At 52.3% G+C, this 23,133-nt stretch carries 19 protein-coding genes, 4 tRNA genes and 1 pseudogene; 14 read left to right on the top strand and 10 right to left on the bottom strand.

Going from position 1 to position 23,133, the window contains the following annotated elements; all coding sequences use genetic code 11:
• Positions 1 to 3: 3 nt before the first annotated feature.
• Together coaA and WHR59_RS22660 are read right to left on the bottom strand one after the other, a co-directional pair.
• Positions 4 to 954 carry a type I pantothenate kinase gene (gene coaA, locus WHR59_RS22665; RefSeq protein WP_043018507.1) on the bottom strand — a complete coding sequence of 317 codons (951 nt, stop codon included), beginning with the start codon at positions 952 to 954 and terminating at the stop codon, positions 4 to 6.
• 290 nt (positions 955 to 1,244) lie between these two features.
• Positions 1,245 to 1,325, bottom strand: a pseudogene (locus WHR59_RS22660) (hypothetical protein); the annotation flags it as partial.
• A 19-nt stretch (positions 1,326 to 1,344) separates the two neighbouring features.
• Between WHR59_RS22660 and WHR59_RS22655 the strand changes: the two are divergent.
• The 13 genes from WHR59_RS22655 to rpoC all read left to right on the top strand — a co-directional run bounded on the left by WHR59_RS22655 (position 1,345) and on the right by rpoC (position 15,535).
• A tRNA-Thr gene (locus WHR59_RS22655) sits at positions 1,345 to 1,420 on the top strand.
• Between the two features lie 8 nt (positions 1,421 to 1,428).
• Positions 1,429 to 1,513 (top strand) — tRNA-Tyr (locus WHR59_RS22650).
• Between the two features lie 114 nt (positions 1,514 to 1,627).
• Positions 1,628 to 1,702: transfer RNA gene (locus WHR59_RS22645), tRNA-Gly, on the top strand.
• A 5-nt stretch (positions 1,703 to 1,707) separates the two neighbouring features.
• Positions 1,708 to 1,783, top strand: a tRNA-Thr gene (locus tag WHR59_RS22640).
• 118 nt (positions 1,784 to 1,901) lie between these two features.
• Positions 1,902 to 3,086 carry an elongation factor Tu gene (tuf, locus tag WHR59_RS22635; protein ID WP_047407352.1) on the top strand — a complete coding sequence of 395 codons (1,185 nt, stop codon included), beginning with the start codon at positions 1,902 to 1,904 and terminating at the stop codon, positions 3,084 to 3,086.
• A gap of 230 nt (positions 3,087 to 3,316) precedes the next feature.
• Positions 3,317 to 3,700, top strand: a complete 384-nt coding sequence (secE, locus tag WHR59_RS22630) for a preprotein translocase subunit SecE (RefSeq protein ID WP_003033128.1) — start codon at positions 3,317 to 3,319, stop codon at positions 3,698 to 3,700.
• A 1-nt stretch (position 3,701) separates the two neighbouring features.
• On the top strand, positions 3,702 to 4,247 hold the full coding sequence (gene nusG, locus WHR59_RS22625) for a transcription termination/antitermination protein NusG (protein ID WP_003033125.1): 546 nt from the start codon (positions 3,702 to 3,704) through the stop codon (positions 4,245 to 4,247).
• 155 nt (positions 4,248 to 4,402) lie between these two features.
• Complete coding sequence (gene rplK, locus WHR59_RS22620) at positions 4,403 to 4,831, top strand: 50S ribosomal protein L11 (protein WP_003033122.1); 429 nt, start codon at positions 4,403 to 4,405, stop codon at positions 4,829 to 4,831.
• A gap of 3 nt (positions 4,832 to 4,834) precedes the next feature.
• Complete coding sequence (gene rplA / locus WHR59_RS22615; RefSeq protein ID WP_016155300.1) at positions 4,835 to 5,542, top strand: 50S ribosomal protein L1; 708 nt, start codon at positions 4,835 to 4,837, stop codon at positions 5,540 to 5,542.
• Between the two features lie 414 nt (positions 5,543 to 5,956).
• A complete protein-coding gene (gene rplJ / locus WHR59_RS22610; RefSeq protein WP_005132895.1) occupies positions 5,957 to 6,454 on the top strand; it encodes a 50S ribosomal protein L10 in 498 nt (165 codons plus the stop codon).
• Positions 6,455 to 6,520: 66 nt separating this feature from the next.
• Entirely contained in the window at positions 6,521 to 6,886 is a 366-nt protein-coding gene (gene rplL / locus WHR59_RS22605; RefSeq protein ID WP_000028882.1) for a 50S ribosomal protein L7/L12, read from the top strand.
• A 320-nt stretch (positions 6,887 to 7,206) separates the two neighbouring features.
• The gene (gene rpoB / locus WHR59_RS22600) at positions 7,207 to 11,235 is read left to right on the top strand and encodes a DNA-directed RNA polymerase subunit beta (RefSeq protein ID WP_003033111.1); all 4,029 of its coding nucleotides are present in this window, start codon (positions 7,207 to 7,209) and stop codon (positions 11,233 to 11,235) included.
• 76 nt (positions 11,236 to 11,311) lie between these two features.
• Complete coding sequence (rpoC, locus tag WHR59_RS22595) at positions 11,312 to 15,535, top strand: DNA-directed RNA polymerase subunit beta' (RefSeq protein ID WP_043018017.1); 4,224 nt, start codon at positions 11,312 to 11,314, stop codon at positions 15,533 to 15,535.
• 115 nt (positions 15,536 to 15,650) lie between these two features.
• Here the strand turns inward: rpoC and WHR59_RS22590 are convergent, their stop codons facing one another.
• Positions 15,651 to 15,968, bottom strand: a complete 318-nt coding sequence (locus WHR59_RS22590; protein WP_043018018.1) for a PTS lactose/cellobiose transporter subunit IIA — start codon at positions 15,966 to 15,968, stop codon at positions 15,651 to 15,653.
• Positions 15,969 to 15,972: 4 nt separating this feature from the next.
• The gene (locus WHR59_RS22585) at positions 15,973 to 16,278 is read right to left on the bottom strand and encodes a PTS sugar transporter subunit IIB (RefSeq protein ID WP_043018019.1); all 306 of its coding nucleotides are present in this window, start codon (positions 16,276 to 16,278) and stop codon (positions 15,973 to 15,975) included.
• Positions 16,279 to 17,369: 1,091 nt separating this feature from the next.
• Between WHR59_RS22585 and cspE the strand changes: the two genes are divergently transcribed.
• Entirely contained in the window at positions 17,370 to 17,582 is a 213-nt protein-coding gene (gene cspE / locus WHR59_RS22580) for a transcription antiterminator/RNA stability regulator CspE (RefSeq protein ID WP_043018020.1), read from the top strand.
• Between the two features lie 131 nt (positions 17,583 to 17,713).
• Here cspE and thiH read toward each other — a convergent pair whose 3' ends face one another.
• Genes thiH through thiC form a run of 6 tightly spaced genes read right to left on the bottom strand, consistent with a single transcriptional unit; the run spans position 17,714 to position 23,081 of the window.
• Positions 17,714 to 18,847, bottom strand: a complete 1,134-nt coding sequence (gene thiH, locus WHR59_RS22575; RefSeq protein ID WP_043018021.1) for a 2-iminoacetate synthase ThiH — start codon at positions 18,845 to 18,847, stop codon at positions 17,714 to 17,716.
• Entirely contained in the window at positions 18,844 to 19,614 is a 771-nt protein-coding gene (gene thiG / locus WHR59_RS22570; RefSeq protein WP_043018022.1) for a thiazole synthase, read from the bottom strand. Before thiG ends, thiH begins: the two co-directional genes overlap by 4 nt.
• Before the next feature lies 1 nt (position 19,615).
• The gene (gene thiS / locus WHR59_RS22565; protein WP_001583973.1) at positions 19,616 to 19,816 is read right to left on the bottom strand and encodes a sulfur carrier protein ThiS; all 201 of its coding nucleotides are present in this window, start codon (positions 19,814 to 19,816) and stop codon (positions 19,616 to 19,618) included.
• Positions 19,797 to 20,555 (bottom strand): HesA/MoeB/ThiF family protein, encoded by a 759-nt coding sequence (locus WHR59_RS22560; protein ID WP_199995255.1) that lies wholly within the window; start codon positions 20,553 to 20,555, stop codon positions 19,797 to 19,799. Before WHR59_RS22560 ends, thiS begins: the two co-directional genes overlap by 20 nt.
• Complete coding sequence (gene thiE, locus WHR59_RS22555) at positions 20,548 to 21,183, bottom strand: thiamine phosphate synthase (protein WP_080625875.1); 636 nt, start codon at positions 21,181 to 21,183, stop codon at positions 20,548 to 20,550. Before thiE ends, WHR59_RS22560 begins: the two co-directional genes overlap by 8 nt.
• Positions 21,183 to 23,081, bottom strand: coding sequence for a phosphomethylpyrimidine synthase ThiC (gene thiC, locus WHR59_RS22550; RefSeq protein ID WP_043018025.1), 1,899 nt, complete (start codon positions 23,079 to 23,081; stop codon positions 21,183 to 21,185). Before thiC ends, thiE begins: the two co-directional genes overlap by 1 nt.
• Positions 23,082 to 23,133 lie beyond the last annotated feature (52 nt).

Below are 23,133 nucleotides of genomic sequence, written 5' to 3'. Positions count from 1 at the left end.
TATTTATTTACGCAGCCTGACTTGCTCAACGGCATGATTGGCGCTTTTGGTCATAATCAAGCTGGCTCTTTCACGCGTTGGTAAAATATTCTGCTTTAAATTCAGCCAGTTAATTTCTTTCCAAAGCGATGTGGCGGTGTTGATTGCCTCGTCTTCCGACAATTTCGCATAGTTATGGAAATAAGAGTCTGGGTTGGTAAATGCCCCTTCGCGGAATTTCAGGAAGCGGTTGATATACCACGTCTGGAGTAATTCTTCTGGCGCATCAACATAAATAGAAAAGTCGACAAAGTCAGAAACAAATACATGATGTGGATCGTGAGGATAGTCCATCCCGCTTTGTAATACATTGAGCCCTTCGAGGATTAATATGTCGGGCTGGGCAACGGTTTTGTCACCGTCAGGGATCACATCATAGATCAGATGAGAATAGACCGGCGCCGTAACGTTGGGGACGCCAGACTTCAGATCGGAAACGAATTTAACCAGACGGTGCATATCATAGGACTGAGGGAAGCCTTTCTTCTTCATGAGCCCCCGTTCTTTCAACACCTGGTTCGGATGAAGAAAACCATCGGTAGTAATCAGCTCAACCTTACGATGCTCGGGCCAGCGACTCAGCAGCGCCTGCAATACACGCGCAGTCGTACTTTTGCCGACAGCGACGCTACCAGCAATGCTAATAATATAAGGAATACGCTCGCCGTTGGTGCCTAAAAATTGTTCCAGCACAGCCTGACGTCGCAGGTTCGAACTGATGTAAAAATTTAGCAAACGCGATAGAGGCAAATAAATCTCGGCAACTTCTTCCAGCGATAAGTCTTCGTTAATGCCTTTCAGACGAGCAATCTCTTCCTCGGTCAGGGTCATCGGCACGGAATCACGAAGCGCAGCCCACTGGTTGCGATCAAACTGTAGGTAAGGCGACGTTAACGCTTGCTCTTTTATACTCATACGCATGGTCTGGCTGTCATTGCTATATCAGGTCTGCGGTAAAAAACGAAATCATCCCCGGTACGCAATGGCACGCACATTTCAGTTAATTTGGACAATGGGCAGGAGGGTAACACCAGATGGGAGGGAATAATAAGAAAAAATCTTCCCCTGAAACGCAATGTGACGGCTATTCCAGATGTATAAAGATGCACTTTCTCTCTATTGATTACTGCGTGCCGGAGCAAAATGCCCCTCAGGGAACGCGCCTGGCGTTGGAAATTTGTCCAATCTAAAGAGGAAATAGATTATTTATCGGTCGCATAGTGCAAAATGTGAGCGATAGAACATTTTATGCAATTTTTTAGTTGCATGAGTGCGCATGTCTCCATAAAATGCGCGCTACTTGATGCCGACTTAGCTCAGTAGGTAGAGCAACTGACTTGTAATCAGTAGGTCACCAGTTCGATTCCGGTAGTCGGCACCATCAAGTCCGGTGGGGTTCCCGAGCGGCCAAAGGGAGCAGACTGTAAATCTGCCGTCACAGACTTCGAAGGTTCGAATCCTTCCCCCACCACCACTTTCTGGCAGCGTTATCGCCGCCTGAGTTGGTTAAAAAATTAATCAGCTCGAACAGAAAAGAGAGAAATCTCTTTTTTGTTACAGAAAGAACTGGGTAGCCGAGTTTCAGGATGCGGGCATCGTATAATGGCTATTACCTCAGCCTTCCAAGCTGATGATGCGGGTTCGATTCCCGCTGCCCGCTCCAGACGTGCTGATATGGCTCAGTTGGTAGAGCGCACCCTTGGTAAGGGTGAGGTCCCCAGTTCGACTCTGGGTATCAGCACCACTTCACTTCTCCTTCCCGTTTCTCTCTGTTTACTTTTAAAAGCATTCAACAGCTCAGGCATATTGCCTGGTTGATGTGGTGATATCACCGATTTATCCGTGTCTTAGAGGGACAATCGATGTCTAAAGAAAAATTTGAACGTACTAAACCGCACGTTAACGTCGGTACTATCGGCCACGTTGACCATGGTAAAACAACGCTGACCGCTGCAATCACTACCGTACTGGCTAAAACCTACGGCGGTGCTGCTCGCGCATTCGATCAGATCGATAACGCGCCGGAAGAAAAAGCACGTGGTATCACCATCAACACTTCTCACGTTGAATATGACACCCCGACTCGCCACTACGCACACGTAGACTGCCCGGGCCACGCCGACTATGTTAAAAACATGATCACCGGTGCTGCGCAGATGGACGGCGCGATCCTGGTTGTTGCTGCGACTGACGGCCCGATGCCGCAGACTCGTGAGCACATCCTGCTGGGTCGTCAGGTAGGCGTTCCGTACATCATCGTGTTCCTGAACAAATGCGACATGGTTGATGACGAAGAGCTGCTGGAACTGGTAGAAATGGAAGTTCGTGAACTTCTGTCTCAGTACGATTTCCCGGGCGACGACACGCCGATCGTTCGTGGTTCTGCTCTGAAAGCGCTGGAAGGCGACGCAGAGTGGGAAGCGAAAATCATCGAACTGGCTGGCTTCCTGGATTCTTACATCCCAGAACCAGAGCGTGCGATTGACAAGCCGTTCCTGCTGCCTATCGAAGACGTATTCTCCATCTCCGGTCGTGGTACCGTTGTTACCGGTCGTGTAGAGCGCGGTATCATCAAAGTTGGTGAGGAAGTTGAAATCGTTGGTATCAAGGACACTGCTAAGTCTACTTGTACCGGCGTTGAAATGTTCCGCAAACTGCTGGACGAAGGCCGTGCTGGTGAGAACGTTGGTGTTCTGCTGCGTGGTATCAAACGTGAAGAAATCGAACGTGGTCAGGTACTGGCTAAGCCGGGCTCTATCAAGCCGCACACCAAGTTCGAATCTGAAGTGTACATTCTGTCCAAAGACGAAGGCGGCCGTCATACTCCGTTCTTCAAAGGCTACCGTCCGCAGTTCTACTTCCGTACTACTGACGTGACTGGTACCATCGAACTGCCGGAAGGCGTTGAGATGGTAATGCCGGGCGACAACATCAAAATGGTTGTTACCCTGATCCACCCAATCGCGATGGACGACGGTCTGCGTTTCGCAATCCGTGAAGGCGGCCGTACTGTTGGTGCGGGCGTTGTTGCTAAAGTAATGAGCTAATTGCCGAATAACATTTGACGCAATGCGCAATAAAAGGGCATCATTTGATGCCCTTTTTGCACGCTTTCACACCAGAACCTGGCTCATCAGTGATTTTTTTTGTCATAATCATTGCTGAGACAGGCTCTGAAGAGGGCGTTTAGTCCGAAACGCACCAGAGCATTTCGGTTTGGATCGCCTCGCTTACGCGGGGTGAAAATGTTTGTAGAATACTTCTGACAGGTTGGTTTATGAGTGCGAATACCGAAGCTCAAGGAAGCGGGCGCGGCCTGGAAGCGATGAAGTGGGTTGTTGTCGCTGTATTGCTGCTTGTAGCTATCGTTGGCAACTACCTCTATCGTGACATGATGCTGCCGCTGCGTGCGCTGGCCGTAGTGATTCTGATTGCCGCAGCGGGTGGTGTCGCGCTGTTGACAACAAAAGGTAAAGCGACCGTTGCTTTTGCCCGTGAAGCGAGAACCGAAGTCCGTAAGGTCATTTGGCCAACTCGCCAGGAAACATTGCACACCACATTAATTGTGGCTGCGGTTACCGCAGTAATGTCACTGATCCTGTGGGGACTGGATGGTATTCTGGTTCGCCTGGTATCCTTTATCACTGGCCTGAGGTTCTAAGATGTCTGAAGCCCCTAAAAAGCGCTGGTACGTCGTTCAGGCGTTTTCCGGTTTTGAAGGCCGCGTAGCCACGTCGCTGCGCGAATATATCAAGTTACAAAATATGGAAGAGCTGTTTGGCGAAGTCATGGTTCCGACTGAAGAAGTGGTCGAAATCCGTGGTGGCCAGCGTCGCAAGAGCGAACGTAAATTCTTCCCGGGCTATGTACTGGTCCAGATGGTGATGAATGACGCAAGCTGGCACCTGGTGCGCAGCGTGCCGCGTGTGATGGGCTTTATCGGCGGTACTTCTGACCGTCCGGCGCCGATCAGCGACAAAGAAGTTGATGCGATCATGAACCGTCTGCAGCAGGTTGGCGATAAGCCGCGTCCGAAAACGATGTTTGAGCCAGGTGAAATGGTTCGTGTTAGCGACGGTCCGTTCGCCGACTTTAATGGCGTGGTTGAAGAAGTGGACTACGAGAAGTCTCGTCTGAAAGTTTCCGTATCTATCTTCGGTCGTGCGACTCCGGTTGAACTGGACTTCGCTCAGGTTGAAAAAGCCTAATACGCCGATCAAAAAAGCGACGATTTAATCGTTGCACAAGGCGCGAGATTGGAATACAATTTCGCGCCTTTTGTTTTTATGGATCCTATCCGTAAAACGAATTTAATCACGGGGAGCCTCCTTGAGGCGCTATAACCCAATCAGAGGAATTTAGAATGGCTAAGAAAGTCCAAGCCTATGTCAAGCTGCAGGTTGCAGCTGGTATGGCTAACCCGAGTCCGCCGGTAGGTCCAGCACTGGGTCAACAAGGCGTGAACATCATGGAATTCTGCAAAGCGTTCAACGCTAAAACTGATTCCATGGAAAAAGGTCTGCCGATCCCGGTTGTTATCACCGTTTACGCTGACCGTTCTTTCACTTTCGTTACCAAAACGCCTCCGGCAGCAGTTCTGCTGAAGAAAGCGGCTGGTATCAAGTCTGGTTCCGGCAAGCCGAACAAAGACAAAGTGGGTAAAATTTCCCGCGCTCAGCTGCAGGAAATCGCGCAGACCAAAGCTGCCGACATGACTGGTTCCGACATTGAAGCGATGACTCGCTCCATTGAAGGTACTGCACGTTCCATGGGCCTGGTAGTGGAGGACTAAGAAATGGCTAAACTGACCAAGCGCATGTCCGTGATCCGTGACAAAGTTGATGCTACTAAGCAGTACGACATCAACGAAGCTATCGCTCTGCTGAAAGAGCTGGCCACTGCTAAATTCGTAGAAAGCGTGGACGTTGCTGTTAACCTCGGCATCGACGCTCGTAAATCTGACCAGAACGTACGTGGTGCAACTGTACTGCCGCACGGTACTGGCCGTTCCGTTCGCGTAGCCGTATTTACCCAGGGCGCAAACGCTGAAGCTGCTAAAGCTGCAGGCGCTGAGCTGGTAGGTATGGAAGATCTGGCTGAACAGATCAAGAAAGGCGAAATGAACTTTGACGTTGTTATTGCTTCCCCGGATGCAATGCGCGTTGTTGGCCAGCTGGGTCAGGTTCTGGGTCCGCGCGGCCTGATGCCAAACCCGAAAGTTGGTACTGTAACTCCTAACGTTGCTGAAGCTGTTAAGAACGCTAAAGCTGGTCAGGTTCGTTACCGTAACGACAAAAACGGCATCATCCACACCACCATCGGTAAAGTGGATTTTGACGCTGACAAACTGAAAGAAAACCTGGAAGCTCTGCTGGTTGCGCTGAAAAAAGCAAAACCGACTCAGGCAAAAGGCGTGTACATCAAGAAAGTTAGCATCTCCACCACCATGGGTGCTGGTGTTGCCGTTGATCAGTCCGGTCTGACTGCGACTGTGGCGAACTAATATTCGCCTTTACGTGGGCGGTGATTTTGTCTACAATCTTACCCCCACGTTTCTGCTAATTGCAGACGTATATCCGAGATATTCAGGCTGTGGCAAGGCGACAACTGAGTGAATCGCCGGGAGCATAGTCAACTATGTGGCTGGTGTGAACGAAGGCAGTCAACGCCGGCACAGATTGAATAGCGACAGATAGACAAGATTTGTTCGTTGGAGCCTGGCCTATCCAGGCCTCCGTCGAAGACCGCAGGTGTTTCGTAAGAAACTTAATGCCCTGCGTAGACGGTGACAGAACGCTAAGATTATTTCTGATACTCTGGCTTGTTTCTGCTCACCGTATTTAGACGCTCTCTCCGTTGGGGGGAGTGAAGTGAGTTCCGGAACATGAGTTCCGGCAAACATCCAGGAGCAAAGCTAATGGCTTTAAATCTTCAAGACAAACAAGCGATTGTTGCTGAAGTCAGCGAAGTAGCCAAAGGCGCGCTGTCTGCAGTAGTTGCGGATTCCCGTGGCGTAACTGTAGATAAAATGACTGAACTGCGTAAAGCAGGTCGTGAAGCTGGCGTATACATGCGTGTTGTTCGTAACACCCTGCTGCGCCGCGTCGTTGAAGGTACTCAGTTCGAGTGCCTGAAAGACACGTTTGTTGGTCCGACCCTGATTGCATACTCTATGGAACACCCGGGCGCTGCTGCTCGTCTGTTCAAAGAGTTCGCGAAAGCGAATGCAAAATTTGAGGTCAAAGCCGCAGCCTTTGAAGGTGAGTTGATTACGGCATCGAATATCGATCGCCTGGCAACTCTGCCGACCTACGAAGAAGCAATTGCACGCCTGATGGCAACCATGAAAGAAGCTTCGGCTGGCAAACTGGTTCGTACTCTGGCTGCTGTACGCGATGCGAAAGAAGCTGCTTAATCGCAGTTATCTTTCTCAAGCATCTGCTTACGTATAAACTTATTCTGATTTTCAGGAACAATTTAAATGTCTATCACTAAAGATCAAATCATTGAAGCAGTATCCGCTATGTCCGTAATGGACGTTGTAGAACTGATTTCTGCAATGGAAGAAAAATTCGGTGTTTCTGCTGCTGCTGCTGTAGCTGTAGCTGCAGGCCCGGCTGAAGCTGCTGAAGAAAAAACTGAATTCGACGTAATTCTGAAAGCTGCTGGCGCTAACAAAGTTGCTGTTATCAAAGCAGTACGTGGCGCAACTGGCCTGGGTCTGAAAGAAGCTAAAGACCTGGTAGAATCTGCACCGGCTGCGCTGAAAGAAGGCGTGAGCAAAGACGACGCAGAAGCACTGAAAAAATCTCTGGAAGAAGCTGGCGCTGAAGTTGAAGTTAAATAAGCCAACTTTTCTGGTTGCAGCCTAAGAAATTAGGCTGATGGCTGGTGACTTTTTAGTCACCAGCCTTTTTGCGCTGTAAGGCGCCAGTAGCATTTCACACTGTTTGACTACTGCTGTGCCTTTCAATGCTTGTTTCTATCGACGTCTTAATATACTGCGACAGAGCGTCAGTTCTGTGTAAATCGCAATGAAATGGTTTAAGCGTGATAGCAACAGGCATTGCGGAAAGTATTCGATTTTCCGGTCAACAAAATAGTGTTGCACAAACTGTCCCTTCGTCGGACAGATGGGTCGACTTGTCAGCGAGCTGAGGAACCCTAATGGTTTACTCCTATACCGAGAAAAAACGTATTCGTAAGGATTTTGGTAAACGTCCACAAGTGTTGGACATACCTTATCTCCTTTCTATCCAGCTTGACTCGTTTCAGAAGTTCATCGAGCAAGATCCTGAAGGGCAGTATGGTCTGGAAGCAGCTTTCCGTTCCGTTTTCCCGATTCAGAGCTACAGCGGTAATTCCGAGCTGCAATACGTCAGCTACCGTCTTGGCGAACCGGTGTTTGACGTTCAGGAATGTCAGATCCGTGGCGTGACCTATTCCGCACCGCTGCGCGTAAAACTGCGTCTGGTGATCTACGAGCGCGAAGCGCCGGAAGGCACCGTAAAAGACATTAAAGAACAAGAAGTCTACATGGGCGAAATTCCGCTCATGACCGACAACGGTACCTTTGTTATCAACGGTACTGAGCGTGTTATCGTTTCTCAGCTGCACCGTAGTCCTGGCGTCTTCTTTGACTCCGACAAAGGTAAAACCCACTCTTCGGGTAAAGTGCTGTATAACGCGCGCATCATTCCTTACCGTGGTTCCTGGCTGGACTTCGAATTCGATCCGAAGGACAACCTGTTCGTACGTATTGACCGTCGCCGCAAACTGCCTGCGACCATTATTCTGCGTGCGCTGAACTACACCACTGAGCAGATCCTTGACCTGTTCTTTGAGAAAGTTGTTTTCGAAATTCGTGACAACAAGCTGCAGATGGAACTGGTGCCGGAACGCCTGCGTGGTGAAACCGCCTCCTTTGACATTGAAGCTAACGGCAAAGTCTACGTCGAAAAAGGCCGTCGCATCACTGCGCGCCACATTCGCCAACTGGAAAAAGACGATATCAAACATATCGAAGTTCCGGTTGAATACATTGCTGGCAAAGTTGCGGCTAAAGACTACGTTGACGAATCTACCGGCGAGCTGATCTGCGCAGCTAACATGGAGCTGAGCCTGGATCTGCTGGCTAAGCTGAGCCAGTCTGGTCACAAGCGTATCGAAACGCTGTTCACTAACGATCTGGACCACGGTCCGTACATTTCAGAAACTGTACGCGTCGACCCAACCAACGATCGTCTGAGCGCGCTGGTAGAAATCTACCGCATGATGCGCCCTGGCGAGCCGCCGACTCGTGAAGCTGCTGAAAGCCTGTTCGAGAACCTGTTCTTCTCCGAAGACCGCTATGACCTGTCTGCGGTTGGTCGTATGAAGTTCAACCGTTCTCTGCTGCGCGACGAAATCGAAGGTTCCGGTATCCTGAGCAAAGACGACATCATCGAAGTGATGAAGAAGCTCATCGATATCCGTAACGGTAAGGGCGAAGTCGATGATATCGACCACCTCGGCAACCGTCGTATCCGTTCCGTAGGCGAAATGGCGGAAAACCAGTTCCGCGTTGGCCTGGTACGTGTTGAGCGTGCGGTGAAAGAGCGTCTGTCTCTGGGCGATCTGGATACCCTGATGCCTCAGGATATGATCAACGCCAAGCCGATTTCTGCAGCAGTGAAAGAGTTCTTTGGTTCCAGCCAGCTGTCTCAGTTTATGGACCAGAACAACCCGCTGTCTGAGATTACGCACAAACGTCGTATCTCTGCACTCGGCCCGGGCGGTCTGACCCGTGAGCGCGCAGGCTTCGAAGTTCGAGACGTACACCCGACTCACTACGGTCGCGTATGTCCAATCGAAACGCCTGAAGGTCCGAACATCGGTCTGATCAACTCCCTGTCCGTGTACGCACAGACTAACGAATACGGCTTCCTCGAGACTCCGTACCGTAAAGTAACCGACGGTGTTGTAACTGACGAAATTCATTACCTGTCTGCTATCGAAGAAGGCAACTACGTTATCGCTCAGGCGAACTCCAACCTGGATGACGAAGGCCACTTTGTAGAAGATTTGGTTACCTGCCGTAGCAAAGGCGAATCCAGCTTGTTCAGCCGCGACCAGGTTGACTACATGGACGTATCCACCCAGCAGGTGGTATCCGTCGGTGCGTCCCTGATCCCGTTCCTGGAACACGATGACGCCAACCGTGCATTGATGGGTGCGAACATGCAACGTCAGGCGGTTCCGACTCTGCGTGCTGATAAGCCGCTGGTTGGTACCGGTATGGAACGTGCTGTTGCCGTTGACTCCGGTGTTACTGCAGTGGCTAAACGTGGCGGTACTGTTCAGTACGTGGATGCTTCCCGTATCGTTATCAAAGTTAACGAAGACGAGATGTACCCGGGCGAAGCAGGTATCGACATTTATAACCTGACCAAATACACCCGTTCTAACCAGAACACCTGTATCAACCAGATGCCTTGCGTATCTCTGGGCGAGCCGGTTGAACGTGGTGATGTGCTGGCTGACGGTCCGTCCACCGACCTTGGTGAACTGGCGCTGGGTCAGAACATGCGCGTGGCATTCATGCCATGGAATGGTTACAACTTCGAAGACTCCATCCTCGTATCCGAGCGTGTTGTCCAGGAAGACCGTTTCACCACCATCCACATTCAGGAACTGGCATGTGTGTCCCGTGACACCAAGCTGGGGCCAGAAGAGATCACCGCTGACATCCCGAACGTGGGTGAAGCTGCGCTCTCCAAACTGGATGAATCCGGTATCGTTTATATCGGTGCGGAAGTGACCGGTGGCGACATTCTGGTTGGTAAGGTAACGCCGAAAGGTGAAACCCAGCTGACGCCAGAAGAGAAGCTGCTGCGTGCGATCTTCGGTGAGAAAGCGTCTGACGTTAAAGACTCTTCTCTGCGCGTGCCAAACGGTGTTTCCGGTACGATTATCGACGTTCAGGTCTTTACTCGCGATGGCGTAGAAAAAGACAAACGTGCGCTGGAAATCGAAGAGATGCAGCTGAAGCAGGCGAAAAAAGACCTGTCTGAAGAACTGCAGATCCTCGAAGCTGGCCTGTTCAGCCGTATCTACGCTGTGCTGGTTTCCGGTGGTGTTGAAGCTGAGAAGCTCGACAAACTGCCGCGTGACCGCTGGTTAGAACTCGGCCTGACCGACGAAGAGAAACAGAATCAGCTGGAACAACTGGCTGAACAGTACGACGAACTGAAACACGAGTTCGAGAAAAAACTCGAAGCGAAACGCCGTAAAATCACTCAGGGCGACGATCTGGCACCGGGCGTGCTGAAGATTGTTAAGGTTTATCTGGCGGTTAAACGTCGGATCCAGCCTGGTGATAAGATGGCAGGTCGTCACGGTAACAAGGGTGTAATCTCTAAGATCAACCCGATCGAAGATATGCCACACGATGCTAACGGTACGCCGGTAGATATCGTTCTGAACCCGCTGGGCGTACCATCGCGTATGAACATCGGTCAGATCCTTGAAACCCACCTGGGTATGGCTGCTAAAGGTATCGGCGATAAGATCAACGCCATGCTGAAACAGCAGCAAGAAGTCGCGAAACTGCGCGAATTCATCCAGCGTGCTTACGATCTGGGTTCAGATGTTCGTCAGAAAGTTGACCTGAATACCTTCAGCGATGAAGAAGTTCTGCGTCTGGCTGAAAACCTGAAAAAAGGTATGCCGATCGCAACGCCGGTATTCGACGGTGCGAAAGAGTCTGAAATCAAGGAACTGTTACAGCTGGGTGGCCTGCCGACTTCCGGTCAGATCACACTGTTCGACGGTCGTACCGGTGAGCAGTTCGAGCGCCAGGTTACCGTTGGCTACATGTACATGCTGAAACTGAACCACCTGGTTGATGACAAGATGCATGCGCGTTCTACCGGTTCTTACAGCCTGGTTACTCAGCAGCCGCTGGGTGGTAAGGCGCAGTTCGGTGGTCAGCGCTTCGGGGAGATGGAAGTATGGGCGCTTGAAGCATACGGCGCGGCATACACCCTGCAGGAAATGCTCACCGTTAAGTCTGATGACGTGAACGGTCGTACTAAGATGTATAAAAACATCGTGGACGGCAACCATCAGATGGAACCAGGCATGCCAGAATCCTTCAACGTACTGTTGAAAGAGATTCGTTCGCTGGGTATCAACATCGAGCTGGAAGACGAGTAACTCTCGATCAAACAGGTCACTGGTGCTGGCGTAACAGCCAGCGCCAGATTGTGCTAACTCCGACGGGAGCAAATCCGTGAAAGATTTATTAAAGTTTCTGAAAGCGCAGACTAAAACCGAAGAGTTTGATGCGATCAAAATTGCTCTGGCTTCGCCAGACATGATCCGTTCATGGTCTTTCGGTGAAGTTAAGAAGCCGGAAACCATCAACTACCGTACGTTCAAACCTGAACGTGACGGCCTTTTCTGCGCCCGTATCTTTGGGCCGGTAAAAGACTATGAGTGCCTGTGCGGTAAGTACAAGCGCCTGAAACACCGTGGTGTGATCTGTGAGAAGTGCGGCGTTGAAGTGACCCAGACCAAAGTACGCCGTGAGCGTATGGGCCACATCGAGCTGGCGTCTCCGACCGCTCACATCTGGTTCCTGAAATCTCTGCCATCCCGTATCGGTTTGCTGCTCGATATGCCGCTGCGCGATATCGAACGTGTACTGTACTTCGAATCTTATGTTGTTATCGAAGGCGGTATGACTAACCTGGAACGTCAACAGATCCTGACTGAAGAGCAGTATCTGGACGCGCTGGAAGAGTTCGGTGACGAATTCGACGCGAAGATGGGTGCGGAAGCCATTCAGGCCCTGCTGAAGAGCATGGATCTGGAGCAAGAGTGTGAAACTCTGCGCGAAGAGCTGAACGAAACCAACTCCGAAACCAAGCGTAAGAAGCTGACCAAGCGTATCAAACTGCTGGAAGCCTTCGTACAGTCTGGCAACAAGCCAGAGTGGATGATCCTGACCGTTCTGCCGGTTCTGCCGCCAGATCTGCGTCCGCTGGTTCCGCTGGATGGCGGTCGTTTCGCAACATCGGATCTTAACGATCTGTATCGTCGCGTTATCAACCGTAACAACCGTCTGAAACGTCTGCTGGATCTGGCTGCGCCGGACATCATCGTACGCAACGAAAAACGTATGCTGCAGGAAGCGGTTGACGCCCTGCTGGATAACGGTCGTCGCGGTCGTGCGATCACTGGTTCTAACAAACGTCCTCTGAAATCTTTGGCCGACATGATCAAAGGTAAACAGGGTCGTTTCCGTCAGAACCTGCTCGGTAAGCGTGTTGACTACTCCGGTCGTTCTGTAATCACCGTAGGTCCATACCTGCGTCTGCATCAGTGCGGTCTGCCGAAGAAAATGGCACTGGAACTGTTCAAACCGTTCATCTACGGCAAGCTGGAACTGCGTGGCCTCGCCACCACCATCAAAGCCGCTAAGAAAATGGTTGAGCGTGAAGAAGCTGTCGTTTGGGATATCCTGGACGAAGTTATCCGCGAACACCCGGTACTGCTGAACCGTGCACCAACACTGCACCGTCTGGGTATCCAGGCATTTGAACCAGTACTGATCGAAGGTAAAGCTATCCAGCTGCACCCGCTGGTTTGTGCGGCATATAACGCCGACTTCGATGGTGACCAGATGGCTGTTCACGTACCGCTGACGCTGGAAGCCCAGCTCGAAGCGCGTGCGCTGATGATGTCTACCAACAACATCCTGTCTCCGGCGAACGGCGAACCTATCATCGTTCCGTCTCAGGACGTTGTATTGGGTCTGTACTACATGACCCGTGACTGTGTTAACGCCAAAGGCGAAGGCATGGTGCTGACTGGCCCGAAAGAAGCTGAGCGTATCTATCGCGCAGGTCTGGCCTCTCTGCATGCGCGCGTCAAAGTGCGTATCACTGAATATGAAAAAGATGAAAACGGCGAATTCGTTGCGCACACCAGCCTGAAAGACACGACCGTTGGTCGCGCCATTCTGTGGATGATCGTACCGAAAGGTCTGCCTTTCTCCATCGTCAACCAGGCGCTGGGCAAGAAAGCAATCTCCAAAATGCTGAACACCTGTTACCGCATTCTGGGCCTGAAGCCGACCGTTATCTTCGCTGACCAGACAATGTACACCGGCTTTGCTTATGCAGCGCGTTCAGGTGCATCTGTTGGTATTGATGACATGGTCATCCCAGAGAAGAAACACGAGATCATCTCTGAAGCAGAAGCTGAAGTTGCTGAGATCCAGGAGCAGTTCCAGTCTGGTCTGGTAACCGCAGGCGAACGCTATAACAAAGTTATCGATATCTGGGCTGCGGCGAACGATCGTGTATCCAAAGCGATGATGGATAACCTGCAAACTGAAACCGTTATTAACCGTGACGGCGTAGAAGAGCAGCAGGTTTCCTTCAACAGCATCTACATGATGGCCGACTCCGGTGCGCGTGGTTCCGCAGCACAGATTCGTCAGCTGGCCGGTATGCGTGGTCTGATGGCGAAGCCAGATGGCTCCATCATCGAAACGCCGATCACCGCGAACTTCCGTGAAGGTCTGAACGTACTCCAGTACTTCATCTCTACTCACGGTGCGCGTAAAGGTCTGGCGGATACCGCACTGAAAACAGCGAACTCCGGTTATCTGACTCGTCGTCTGGTTGACGTCGCGCAGGATCTGGTGGTGACTGAAGACGATTGTGGCACTCTGGAAGGCATCACCATGACCCCGGTTATCGAGGGTGGTGACGTTAAAGAACCGCTGCGCGATCGCGTATTGGGTCGTGTGACTGCTGAAGACGTTCTGAAGCCGGGCACCGCGGATATTCTGGTTCCACGCAACACGCTGCTGCACGAACAGTGGTGTGACCTGCTGGAAGAGAACTCCGTTGACTCCGTTAAAGTCCGTTCCGTTGTATCCTGTGACACCGACTTTGGTGTATGTGCGCACTGCTACGGTCGTGACCTGGCGCGTGGCCACATCATCAACAAAGGTGAAGCAATCGGCGTTATCGCGGCACAGTCCATCGGTGAACCGGGTACACAGCTGACGATGCGTACGTTCCACATCGGTGGTGCGGCATCTCGTGCGGCTGCTGAATCCAGCATCCAGGTGAAAAACAAAGGTAGCATCCGTCTGAGCAATGCGAAGTCGGTTGTGAACTCCAGCGGTAAACTGGTTATCACCTCACGTAACACCGAACTGAAACTGATCGACGAATTCGGTCGTACCAAAGAAAGCTATAAAGTGCCTTACGGCTCCGTTATGGCGAAAGGTGATGGCGAACAGGTTGCTGGCGGCGAAACCGTAGCGAACTGGGATCCGCACACCATGCCGGTTATCACCGAAGTGAGTGGTTTCGTCCGCTTCACTGACATGATCGACGGCCAGACCATTACTCGTCAGACCGACGAGCTGACCGGTCTGTCTTCTCTGGTGGTTCTGGATTCTGCAGAGCGTACTGCGGGTGGTAAAGACCTGCGTCCGGCACTGAAAATTGTTGATGCTCAGGGCAACGACGTTCTGATCCCAGGCACCGATATGCCTGCTCAGTACTTCCTGCCGGGTAAAGCAATTGTTCAGCTGGAAGATGGCGTACAGATCAGCTCTGGTGACACCCTGGCGCGTGTTCCGCAGGAATCAGGCGGTACCAAGGATATCACCGGTGGTCTGCCGCGCGTTGCGGACCTGTTCGAAGCACGTCGTCCGAAAGAGCCGGCAATCCTGGCTGAAATCAGCGGCATCATTTCCTTCGGTAAAGAAACCAAAGGTAAACGTCGTCTGGTTATCACCCCGGTAGACGGTAGCGAACCGTACGAAGAGATGATTCCGAAATGGCGTCAGCTCAACGTGTTCGAAGGTGAACGTGTAGAACGTGGTGACGTTGTTTCCGACGGTCCGGAAGCGCCGCACGACATCCTGCGTCTGCGTGGTGTGCATGCTGTAACTCGTTACATTGTTAACGAAGTTCAGGACGTATACCGTCTGCAGGGCGTTAAGATTAACGATAAACACATCGAAGTTATCGTTCGTCAGATGCTGCGTAAAGCCACCATCGAAAACGCTGGTAGCTCCGACTTCCTGGAAGGCGAGCAGGTTGAATACTCCCGCGTCAAGATTGCCAACCGCGATCTGGAAGCGAACGGCAAAGTGGGTGCAACGTTCTCCCGCGATCTGCTGGGTATCACCAAAGCGTCTCTGGCAACCGAGTCCTTCATCTCTGCAGCATCGTTCCAGGAAACCACGCGTGTCCTGACCGAAGCCGCTGTTGCAGGTAAACGTGATGAACTGCGCGGTCTGAAAGAGAACGTAATCGTGGGTCGTCTGATCCCGGCAGGTACCGGTTATGCGTACCACCAGGATCGTATGCGCCGTCGCGCAGCGGGCGAACTGCCGGCTGCTCCGCAGGTGACTGCTGAAGATGCGTCTGCCAGCCTGGCAGAACTGCTGAATGCAGGCCTGGGCGGTTCTGACAACGATTAATCGTTGCTGATCCTAATAAAAAACCCGCTTCGGCGGGTTTTTTTATGTCTATGTTATGCCTGATGGCGATGTGCTTGTCGGGCCTGGGAGGCGACGAATCCATCCGGCAATGTCATTAATTTACCGGCGGTAAACGCCGATAAAGCTCAATCATATCTCCCGCCAAATCCTGAATCACCATCGCGTTCATCAGGTGATCCTGCGAATGGACGGTGATGAGATTAACCGGTAGCTTGCCGGTACCTTCGTCAATTCCGATCAGTTGGGTCTGGATTTTATGCGCTTGTTTAACGTACTCGCGTGATTCCGTCATCGCTTGTTCTGCACCCGGGAAATCACCTTTACGCGCCAGTTGTAGCGCCGTCAGGGCCTGACTGCGCGCAGCGCCGGCGTTTACCAATAATTCCATGATGATCGTTTCTAACTCTTCCATGCCATCACTCCAGTAGTTTCAGCGCTTTGTCCAGTACAGCATCGCCTTTCATCATGCCGTAATCCATCATATCGATGACGGCGACCTTTTTACCTAGCGGATCGGCGAGCGCCTGCAACTTGGCCTGCTCATACTTAACCTGTGGACCGAGCAACACGATATCCGCAGTGGCGATATTCTCTGCAAATTCAGCCACCGGGACCGCTTTGATAGTGACGTCGACACCTTTTTTCTGGGCGGCATCTTTCATCTTTTGCACCAGCATACTGGTGGACATTCCGGCGGCACAGCATAAAACGATGTTTTTCATAAGCAGTCTCGAGCAACATGTGTGGGTTGATAATTATCGCGAGCCAGCTGTAGCAACAACTGCTTTGCAACGATTGTGTGCAAGGCATCACAAAGAAAACCACTTTTTCTGAAACCGGTTACAAAAAGAGGCAAAACCCTACGATCTGGACCGGGGCCGTCGGCTTTTTGACTCGCTTATCACATGCGGGAATATATAATTACTGTCAATAAAGACATGTTATAAAAAACAGTATTGACAGCATTTTTTAAACCCGTATGTTAATACTTAACAGCGGAGAAATTGTAGTTTGCTGTTAACGTAGTAAGTGTTAGTAGAGCTTTATTGGGGGTTGCGATAAAGGCCACGAAGTATTTTTGTATGGGATAGTCGATGCTGAAAACACTATTTTTTCACTTCGACAATGCTTTCAGGCCACGTAGTTGATTTAACTAATCGCAAAAAGTCAGTTAAACGCGACGATGTAACGCCATGATTTAATAGTAAATTTTTCGATATCTGTTTTTCTGGTTATCGCAAGGGAAATAAGGCAACGCATCAAAGAGTATATGTCGCGAGGGGAAGTGTACTTGTTTAGGTCACCAGCCTTGAGTTCTATTATCAAGCGGGTGGAATGTGTTTAACGGTAAATAGAGGAAGGTTTTAGTTAGTATCAATATCCAATATTATCTGTGGTAAACGTGTACATTTTAAAGCAGTACCATCAGCAGTATTAAATCGTTAAGTTTATTAATGTTAAATCTGAAGTGTGTAGTAACTTAAAGCCCTGACTGCAATAGTCGGGGCTTTTGTTCATTGTAGATCAAGCGGTTATCCGGGATGCTCAGCCGCGATGGTTTAACATTTCACCACTCAGTGGGTATTAAAAAAATTAATGCTTGCTTAATGATTAGAAGTAGGTCTACTATAGCGGCATCGGTTTGGAACACAGACCTTATGCAAGCAGTTTTAGTAAAGCAGTTCTCAGTTCAAGCGTTATCCTCAGATACTCTTCTTCATGAGCCTCCTCCCTAAGTGCCCCATAAGTTAATTTCTGCAAAACAGGCCATCTTCGCTGCGTAAGCGGCTCAAAAAAATGAAAGGAAGTATCTATGTCTAACAAAATGACTGGTTTAGTTAAATGGTTTAACTCTGAGAAAGGCTTCGGCTTTATCACTCCTCAGGACGGTAGCAAGGACGTGTTTGTGCATTTCTCTGCTATCCAGAGTAACGATTATAAAACGTTAGACGAAGGTCAAAAGGTGGAGTTCTCCGTAGAGAATGGCGCCAAAGGCCCGTCTGCTGTTAACGTTGTCGCGCTGTAAACGCCGATAATTTCACGAACGCTTACGATAGCGATGAAGGCCAGAGCCTGAGCAGTTAAGTGCCAGTGAAGAAAAAACCCGCGAAAGCGGGTTTTTTTGTTTATGCTGACCCGTCCTGAATAGCATTGGACTTAGGGCATCTGGGCAGCGCGTCCCAGATAGCTGTCCCAGTCTTTCCACACGGGCTGTAATCCCTGCGCCATGAGTGCTTCAGCAACGGCTTCCGGGCGACGAGCGTCATGTGGGGAGAACTGTTCCAGTTCAGGATGGTTATCGGCATAACCACCGGGCTGGGTTTTTGAGAAGGCGCTGACATTGTTGATCGCCAGCGGGATCACATGGTCACGAAACCATGGCGATTCTCGGGTTGAAAGCGACAGCTCAATTTCTGGTGCCAGTAAACGAAACGCGCAAATGGTCTGGACCAACTGTCGCTCATCCATGATCGATGCTGGCTCAACGCCTCCGGTGCATGGGCGCAGGCGAGGGAAGGAGATGGAGTAGCGGCTCTGCCAGTAATGCTGCTGCATCCACAACAGATGTTCAGCTACCATATAGCAATCAACACGCCAGCTGTCGGACAAACCAATTAACGCGCCAAGACCGATTTTGTCGATCCCGGCGCGGCCCAGCCTGTCCGGCGTTTCCAGTCGCCAGAAGAAATCCTGCTTTTTCCCCTTCAGATGGTGGTGGGCGTAAATCGCTTCATGATAACTCTCCTGATACACCATCACGCCATCCAGCCCCAGTGTCTTCAGCTCCGCATATTCAGCTTCTGACAACGGCTGTACCTCCATCTGTAATGAGGCAAACTGGCGGCGAATAGCGGGTAAATGGTGACGAAAATAATCCATCCCCACTTTTGCCTGATGTTCACCGGTGACCAGCAGCAGATGCTCAAAACCCAGATCACGGATAGCCGCACACTCCCGTTGTATCTCATCTTCGTCCAGCGTTTTGCGTTTGATACGGTTGCTCATCGAAAAACCGCAGTAGGTGCAGTCGTTGGCGCAAAGATTAGAAAGATAGAGCGGGACGTAAAAACTAACGGTGTTGCCGAAACGCTGACGGGTGAGCTTCTGCGCCCGCTGCGCCAGCGGCTCCAGATAATCGGCAGCGGCGGGGGAAAGCAGTGCCATCAAATCATCGCGGCTAAGCTGTGAAGCGTTGAGGGCGCGCTCCACGTCAGCGGCGGTTTTACCGTTGATGCGCAGGCGGATGTCGTCCCAGTCCAACTGTCGCCAGCGGTCGCTGAACGTTTTCATGAGAAAGCCTCCAGGAATCCGGTTAATGGGCTGGTGGCGCTTGCCTGTGAACTTTTGCTTCCGGGTACCGCCTGGCGAGCCAGCAAGCCTGCTTCAACCGCCAGACGGAACGCTGTCGCCATCATCACTGGGTCATCCGCCACGGCGATCGCCGTATTGACCAGCACCGCGTCGGCGCCTATTTCCAGCGCCTGAGTGGCGTGGCTGGGGACGCCGATGCCCGCATCAACCACTACCGGCACGGTCGCCTGTTGGATAATAATCTCCAGCATCGCTTTGGTTTCCAGCCCCTGATTAGAACCGATGGGTGCGCCGAGCGGCATTACCGCCGAACAGCCAACCTCTTCCAGCCGTTTGCACAGCACCGGATCTGCGCCACAGTAAGGCAGTACCACGAAGCCCTGTTTCACCAGTGCTTCTGCGGCTTTCAACGTTTCGATCGGGTCCGGCAATAGCCAGCGGGCGTCCGGGTGGATTTCTAATTTCAGCCAGTGGGTGCCCAGCGCTTCGCGCGCCAGTTGGGCGGCAAAAATCGCCTCTTCAGCGGTTTTCGCCCCGGATGTATTGGGCAGCAGCGTAACGCCCGCTTCAATGAGCGGCGCCAGGATAGCGTCGTTGTGCTGACGTAAATCCACGCGCTTCATTGCCAGCGTCACCAGTTGGCTGCCGGAGGCGCGAATCGCCTCGACCATTAGCTGCGATGACGCAAATTTTCCGGTACCGGTGAACAGATGTGAATCAAACGTTTTGTCGGCAATACGTAACATATCAACCCCCTGCAATAACCTGAAAAAGCAGGATCTGGTCGCCTTCCTGCACGATTTGCTGCTCCCACTGCTCGCGCGGCAGGATCTGCTGATTGAGCGCCAGCGCCGCGCCCGGTTTAAGCTGATTAAGCGTAGCGAGCAGGCTGCTGACGGTTTGTCCTTCGGCGCACTGCATCGGCTCATCATTGAACTGAATCTGCATGTTGCCCTCCGCATACCGGGCAGCAGCTGGCACGTCGTAGCGCGAGGCTGCGCCACTGGCTGGTTTTACCGTCAAACAAGCGTAGCTCTCCGCTGGGCATCTCAATACCGCTGAGTAATTTAATCGCTTCCAGCGCCTGCAAGGTGCCCATCACGCCAACAACCGGTCCGACGATACCGGCGGTACGGCAGTTGCGTTCAGGCTCTACATCATCTGGCCACAGGCAGCGATAACAGCCTTGTTCCCACGGTGGCGTGAGCACCATCAGTTGGCCGCCAAAGCCGACGGCGCTGGCGGTGATGAGCGGTGTGTTGAGCGTTACGCAGGCGGCATTAATTTCCTGGCGCGTGGCCATGTTATCGGTACAGTCGAGCACCACATCGGCACGTGCTACCGCATGCCGGAGCGCATCGCCTTTCAGTCGCTGCTGGAGCGATACCAGTTCGATATCCGGGTTGAGCCGCGTCAGGCGCTGCTGGGCAACCTGAGATTTTGAACGCGCGATATCATCAGTGGTAAACAGGATCTGGCGCTGCAGATTGCTCAGATGAATATCGTCATCGTCTACCAGCGTCAGTTTGCCGATGCCTGCTCCCGCCAGATACAGCGCGGCAGGCGAACCTAACCCGCCTAAACCGATAATCAGCACATGGCTATCGAGCAGCTTTTGTTGGCCTTCAATGGCGATATCGCCGAGCAGGATCTGGCGGCTGTAGCGCATAAAGTCGCGGTCATTCATCGCCCACTCCCGCGATATCCAGTAGCTGGCCCGTGGCTTCACGCCAGTCAGCCGCCTGAGTAATCGCGCTGACCACGGCAATGCTCCCGACACCGGTCGCCAGCACTGCCGGGGCACGCTCAAGGCTGATACCGCCAATGGCGACGGTCGGGTAATCCGCCAGTCGTTCAATATGACTTGCCAACTGTGTCAGCCCCTGCGGGGCGGAAGGCATCTGCTTGGTTTGCGTGGGGAAGACATGACCCAGCGCGATATAAGAAGGTTTAGCGGCGAGCGCGACGTCTATCTCCATATCATCGTGAGTGGACACCCCCAGGCGTAGTCCCGCCGTTTGAATCGCTTTCAGGTCAGTGGTTTCAAGATCTTCCTGGCCCAGATGCACACCGTAAGCGCGGTGCTTAATTGCCAGACGCCAGTAATCGTTGATGAACAGCCGGGCGTCATAGCGACGCCCCAGCTCAATGGCGGCCATGACGTCGGCTTCGACCTCTTCATCACGCTTATCTTTAATGCGCAGTTGGATCGTGCGCACGCCTGCCTGCAGCAGGCGTTCAATCCATTGCACGCTGTCCACCACTGGGTAAAGCCCGAGGCGGAACGGCACGGTTGGGAAATCAGGCTGGTACATTACGCCTCCTCTTTTTTGAGGTAGATTTCGCCGCCTTTGGCACGGAAGTTTTCCGACATATCCGCCATGCCGACTTCAATCGTTTGTGCCGCAGCGTAGTCGCGAACCTCCTGGCTGATTTTCATCGAGCAGAACTTCGGTCCGCACATGGAGCAGAAGTGGGCAACCTTGCCGGACTCCTGTGGCAGGGTTTCATCGTGGTAGGCGCGGGCTGTGAACGGGTCGAGCGCGAGGTTAAACTGGTCTTCCCAGCGGAATTCGAAGCGCGCTTTCGACATCGCGTTATCGCGGATCTGCGCGCCCGGATGGCCTTTCGCTAAGTCAGCGGCGTGGGCGGCAATCTTGTAGGTAATCAGCCCTTGCTTCACATCTTCTTTGTTCGGCAGGCCGAGGTGCTCTTTCGGTGTGACGTAGCATAGCATCGCGCAGCCAAACCAGCCGATCATCGCCGCACCGATCCCGGAAGTGAAGTGGTCATAGCCCGGCGCGATGTCAGTGGTCAATGGCCCTAAGGTGTAGAACGGTGCTTCGTGGCAGCTCTCCAACTCTTCGGTCATGTTGCGCTGGATCATATGCATGGGTACATGACCCGGGCCTTCAATCATCACCTGCACGTCGTATTCCCAGGCGATTTTGGTCAGCTCGCCCAGCGTATGCAGTTCGGAGAACTGCGCTTCGTCGTTCGCATCCTGAATTGAACCCGGGCGCAGGCCGTCACCCAGCGACAAGGAGACGTCGTAGGCGGCGCAGATTTCGCAAATCTCGCGGAAATGTTCGAACAGGAAGTTCTCTTTGTGATGAGAAAGGCACCATTTCGCCATAATTGAACCGCCGCGTGAGACAATGCCGGTCAGGCGTTTGGCGGTCATTGGCACGTAGCGCAGCAGCACGCCCGCGTGAATGGTGAAGTAGTCGACGCCCTGTTCAGCCTGCTCCAGCAGCGTGTCGCGGAAGGCTTCCCAGGTGAGATCTTCGGCGATCCCGTTGACCTTCTCGAGCGCCTGGTAGATCGGTACAGTACCGATCGGTACCGGACTGTTACGCAAAATCCACTCACGGGTTTCGTGGATATAGCGGCCGGTGGAGAGATCCATCACTGTGTCTGCGCCCCAGCGCGTTGACCACACCAGTTTTTCTACCTCTTCTTCGATAGAGGAGGTGACGGCAGAGTTGCCGATGTTCGCGTTAACCTTTACCAGGAAGTTACGACCGATGATCATCGGCTCGGATTCCGGGTGGTTGATATTGGCAGGAATAATCGCGCGGCCCGCGGCGACTTCATCACGCACGAATTCCGGCGTAATGTTTTCCGGCAGGCGCGCGCCAAAGCTCATCCCCGGATGCTGGTGGCGCAGCACTTCACTACGAATGCGCTCGCGGCCCATGTTTTCGCGGATGGCGATAAATTCCATCTCCGGGGTGACTATCCCCTGGCGCGCGTAATGCAGTTGGGTGACTCGCTTACCGGCTTTGGCGCGCTTTGGCGTCAGCAGGCCAGTGAAACGTAGCTCGTCCAGACCATCATCGGCCAGACGTTCTTTGGTATAAGCGGAACTACGGACGTCTAATTCTTCGCTATCGTTACGCGCGACAATCCACGGCTGGCGCAGTTTTGCCAGACCCTGCTGGACGTTTATCGCCACGTCAGGATCGCCATACGGCCCGGAGGTGTCGTACACCGGCACGGCTTCGTTCTCTTCGAACTGCGGGTTGTCTTTGCTACCGCCAATCAGCGTCGGGCTGAGCTGAATTTCGCGCATCGGAATGCGGATATCCGGCTGCGAACCAGTGATATAAATGCGTTTTGAGTTTGGAAAGGCGGTCCCTTCCAGGGTATCGATAAAATGTTGGGCTTGAGCGCGCTGTTCGCGGCGTGAAGGTTTAGTAGTGGCAGACATAGCTCATTCCAGATAAAAGTAAGGATATGGCTTGTCAGACGACGGATGAAGC

Source organism: Citrobacter europaeus, from assembly GCF_037482245.1.
Classification (GTDB): Bacteria; Pseudomonadota; Gammaproteobacteria; order Enterobacterales; family Enterobacteriaceae; genus Citrobacter; species Citrobacter europaeus.
The sequence above is the reverse complement of the archived record's forward strand: the minus strand, read 5'-3'. Positions and strand labels throughout refer to the sequence as shown.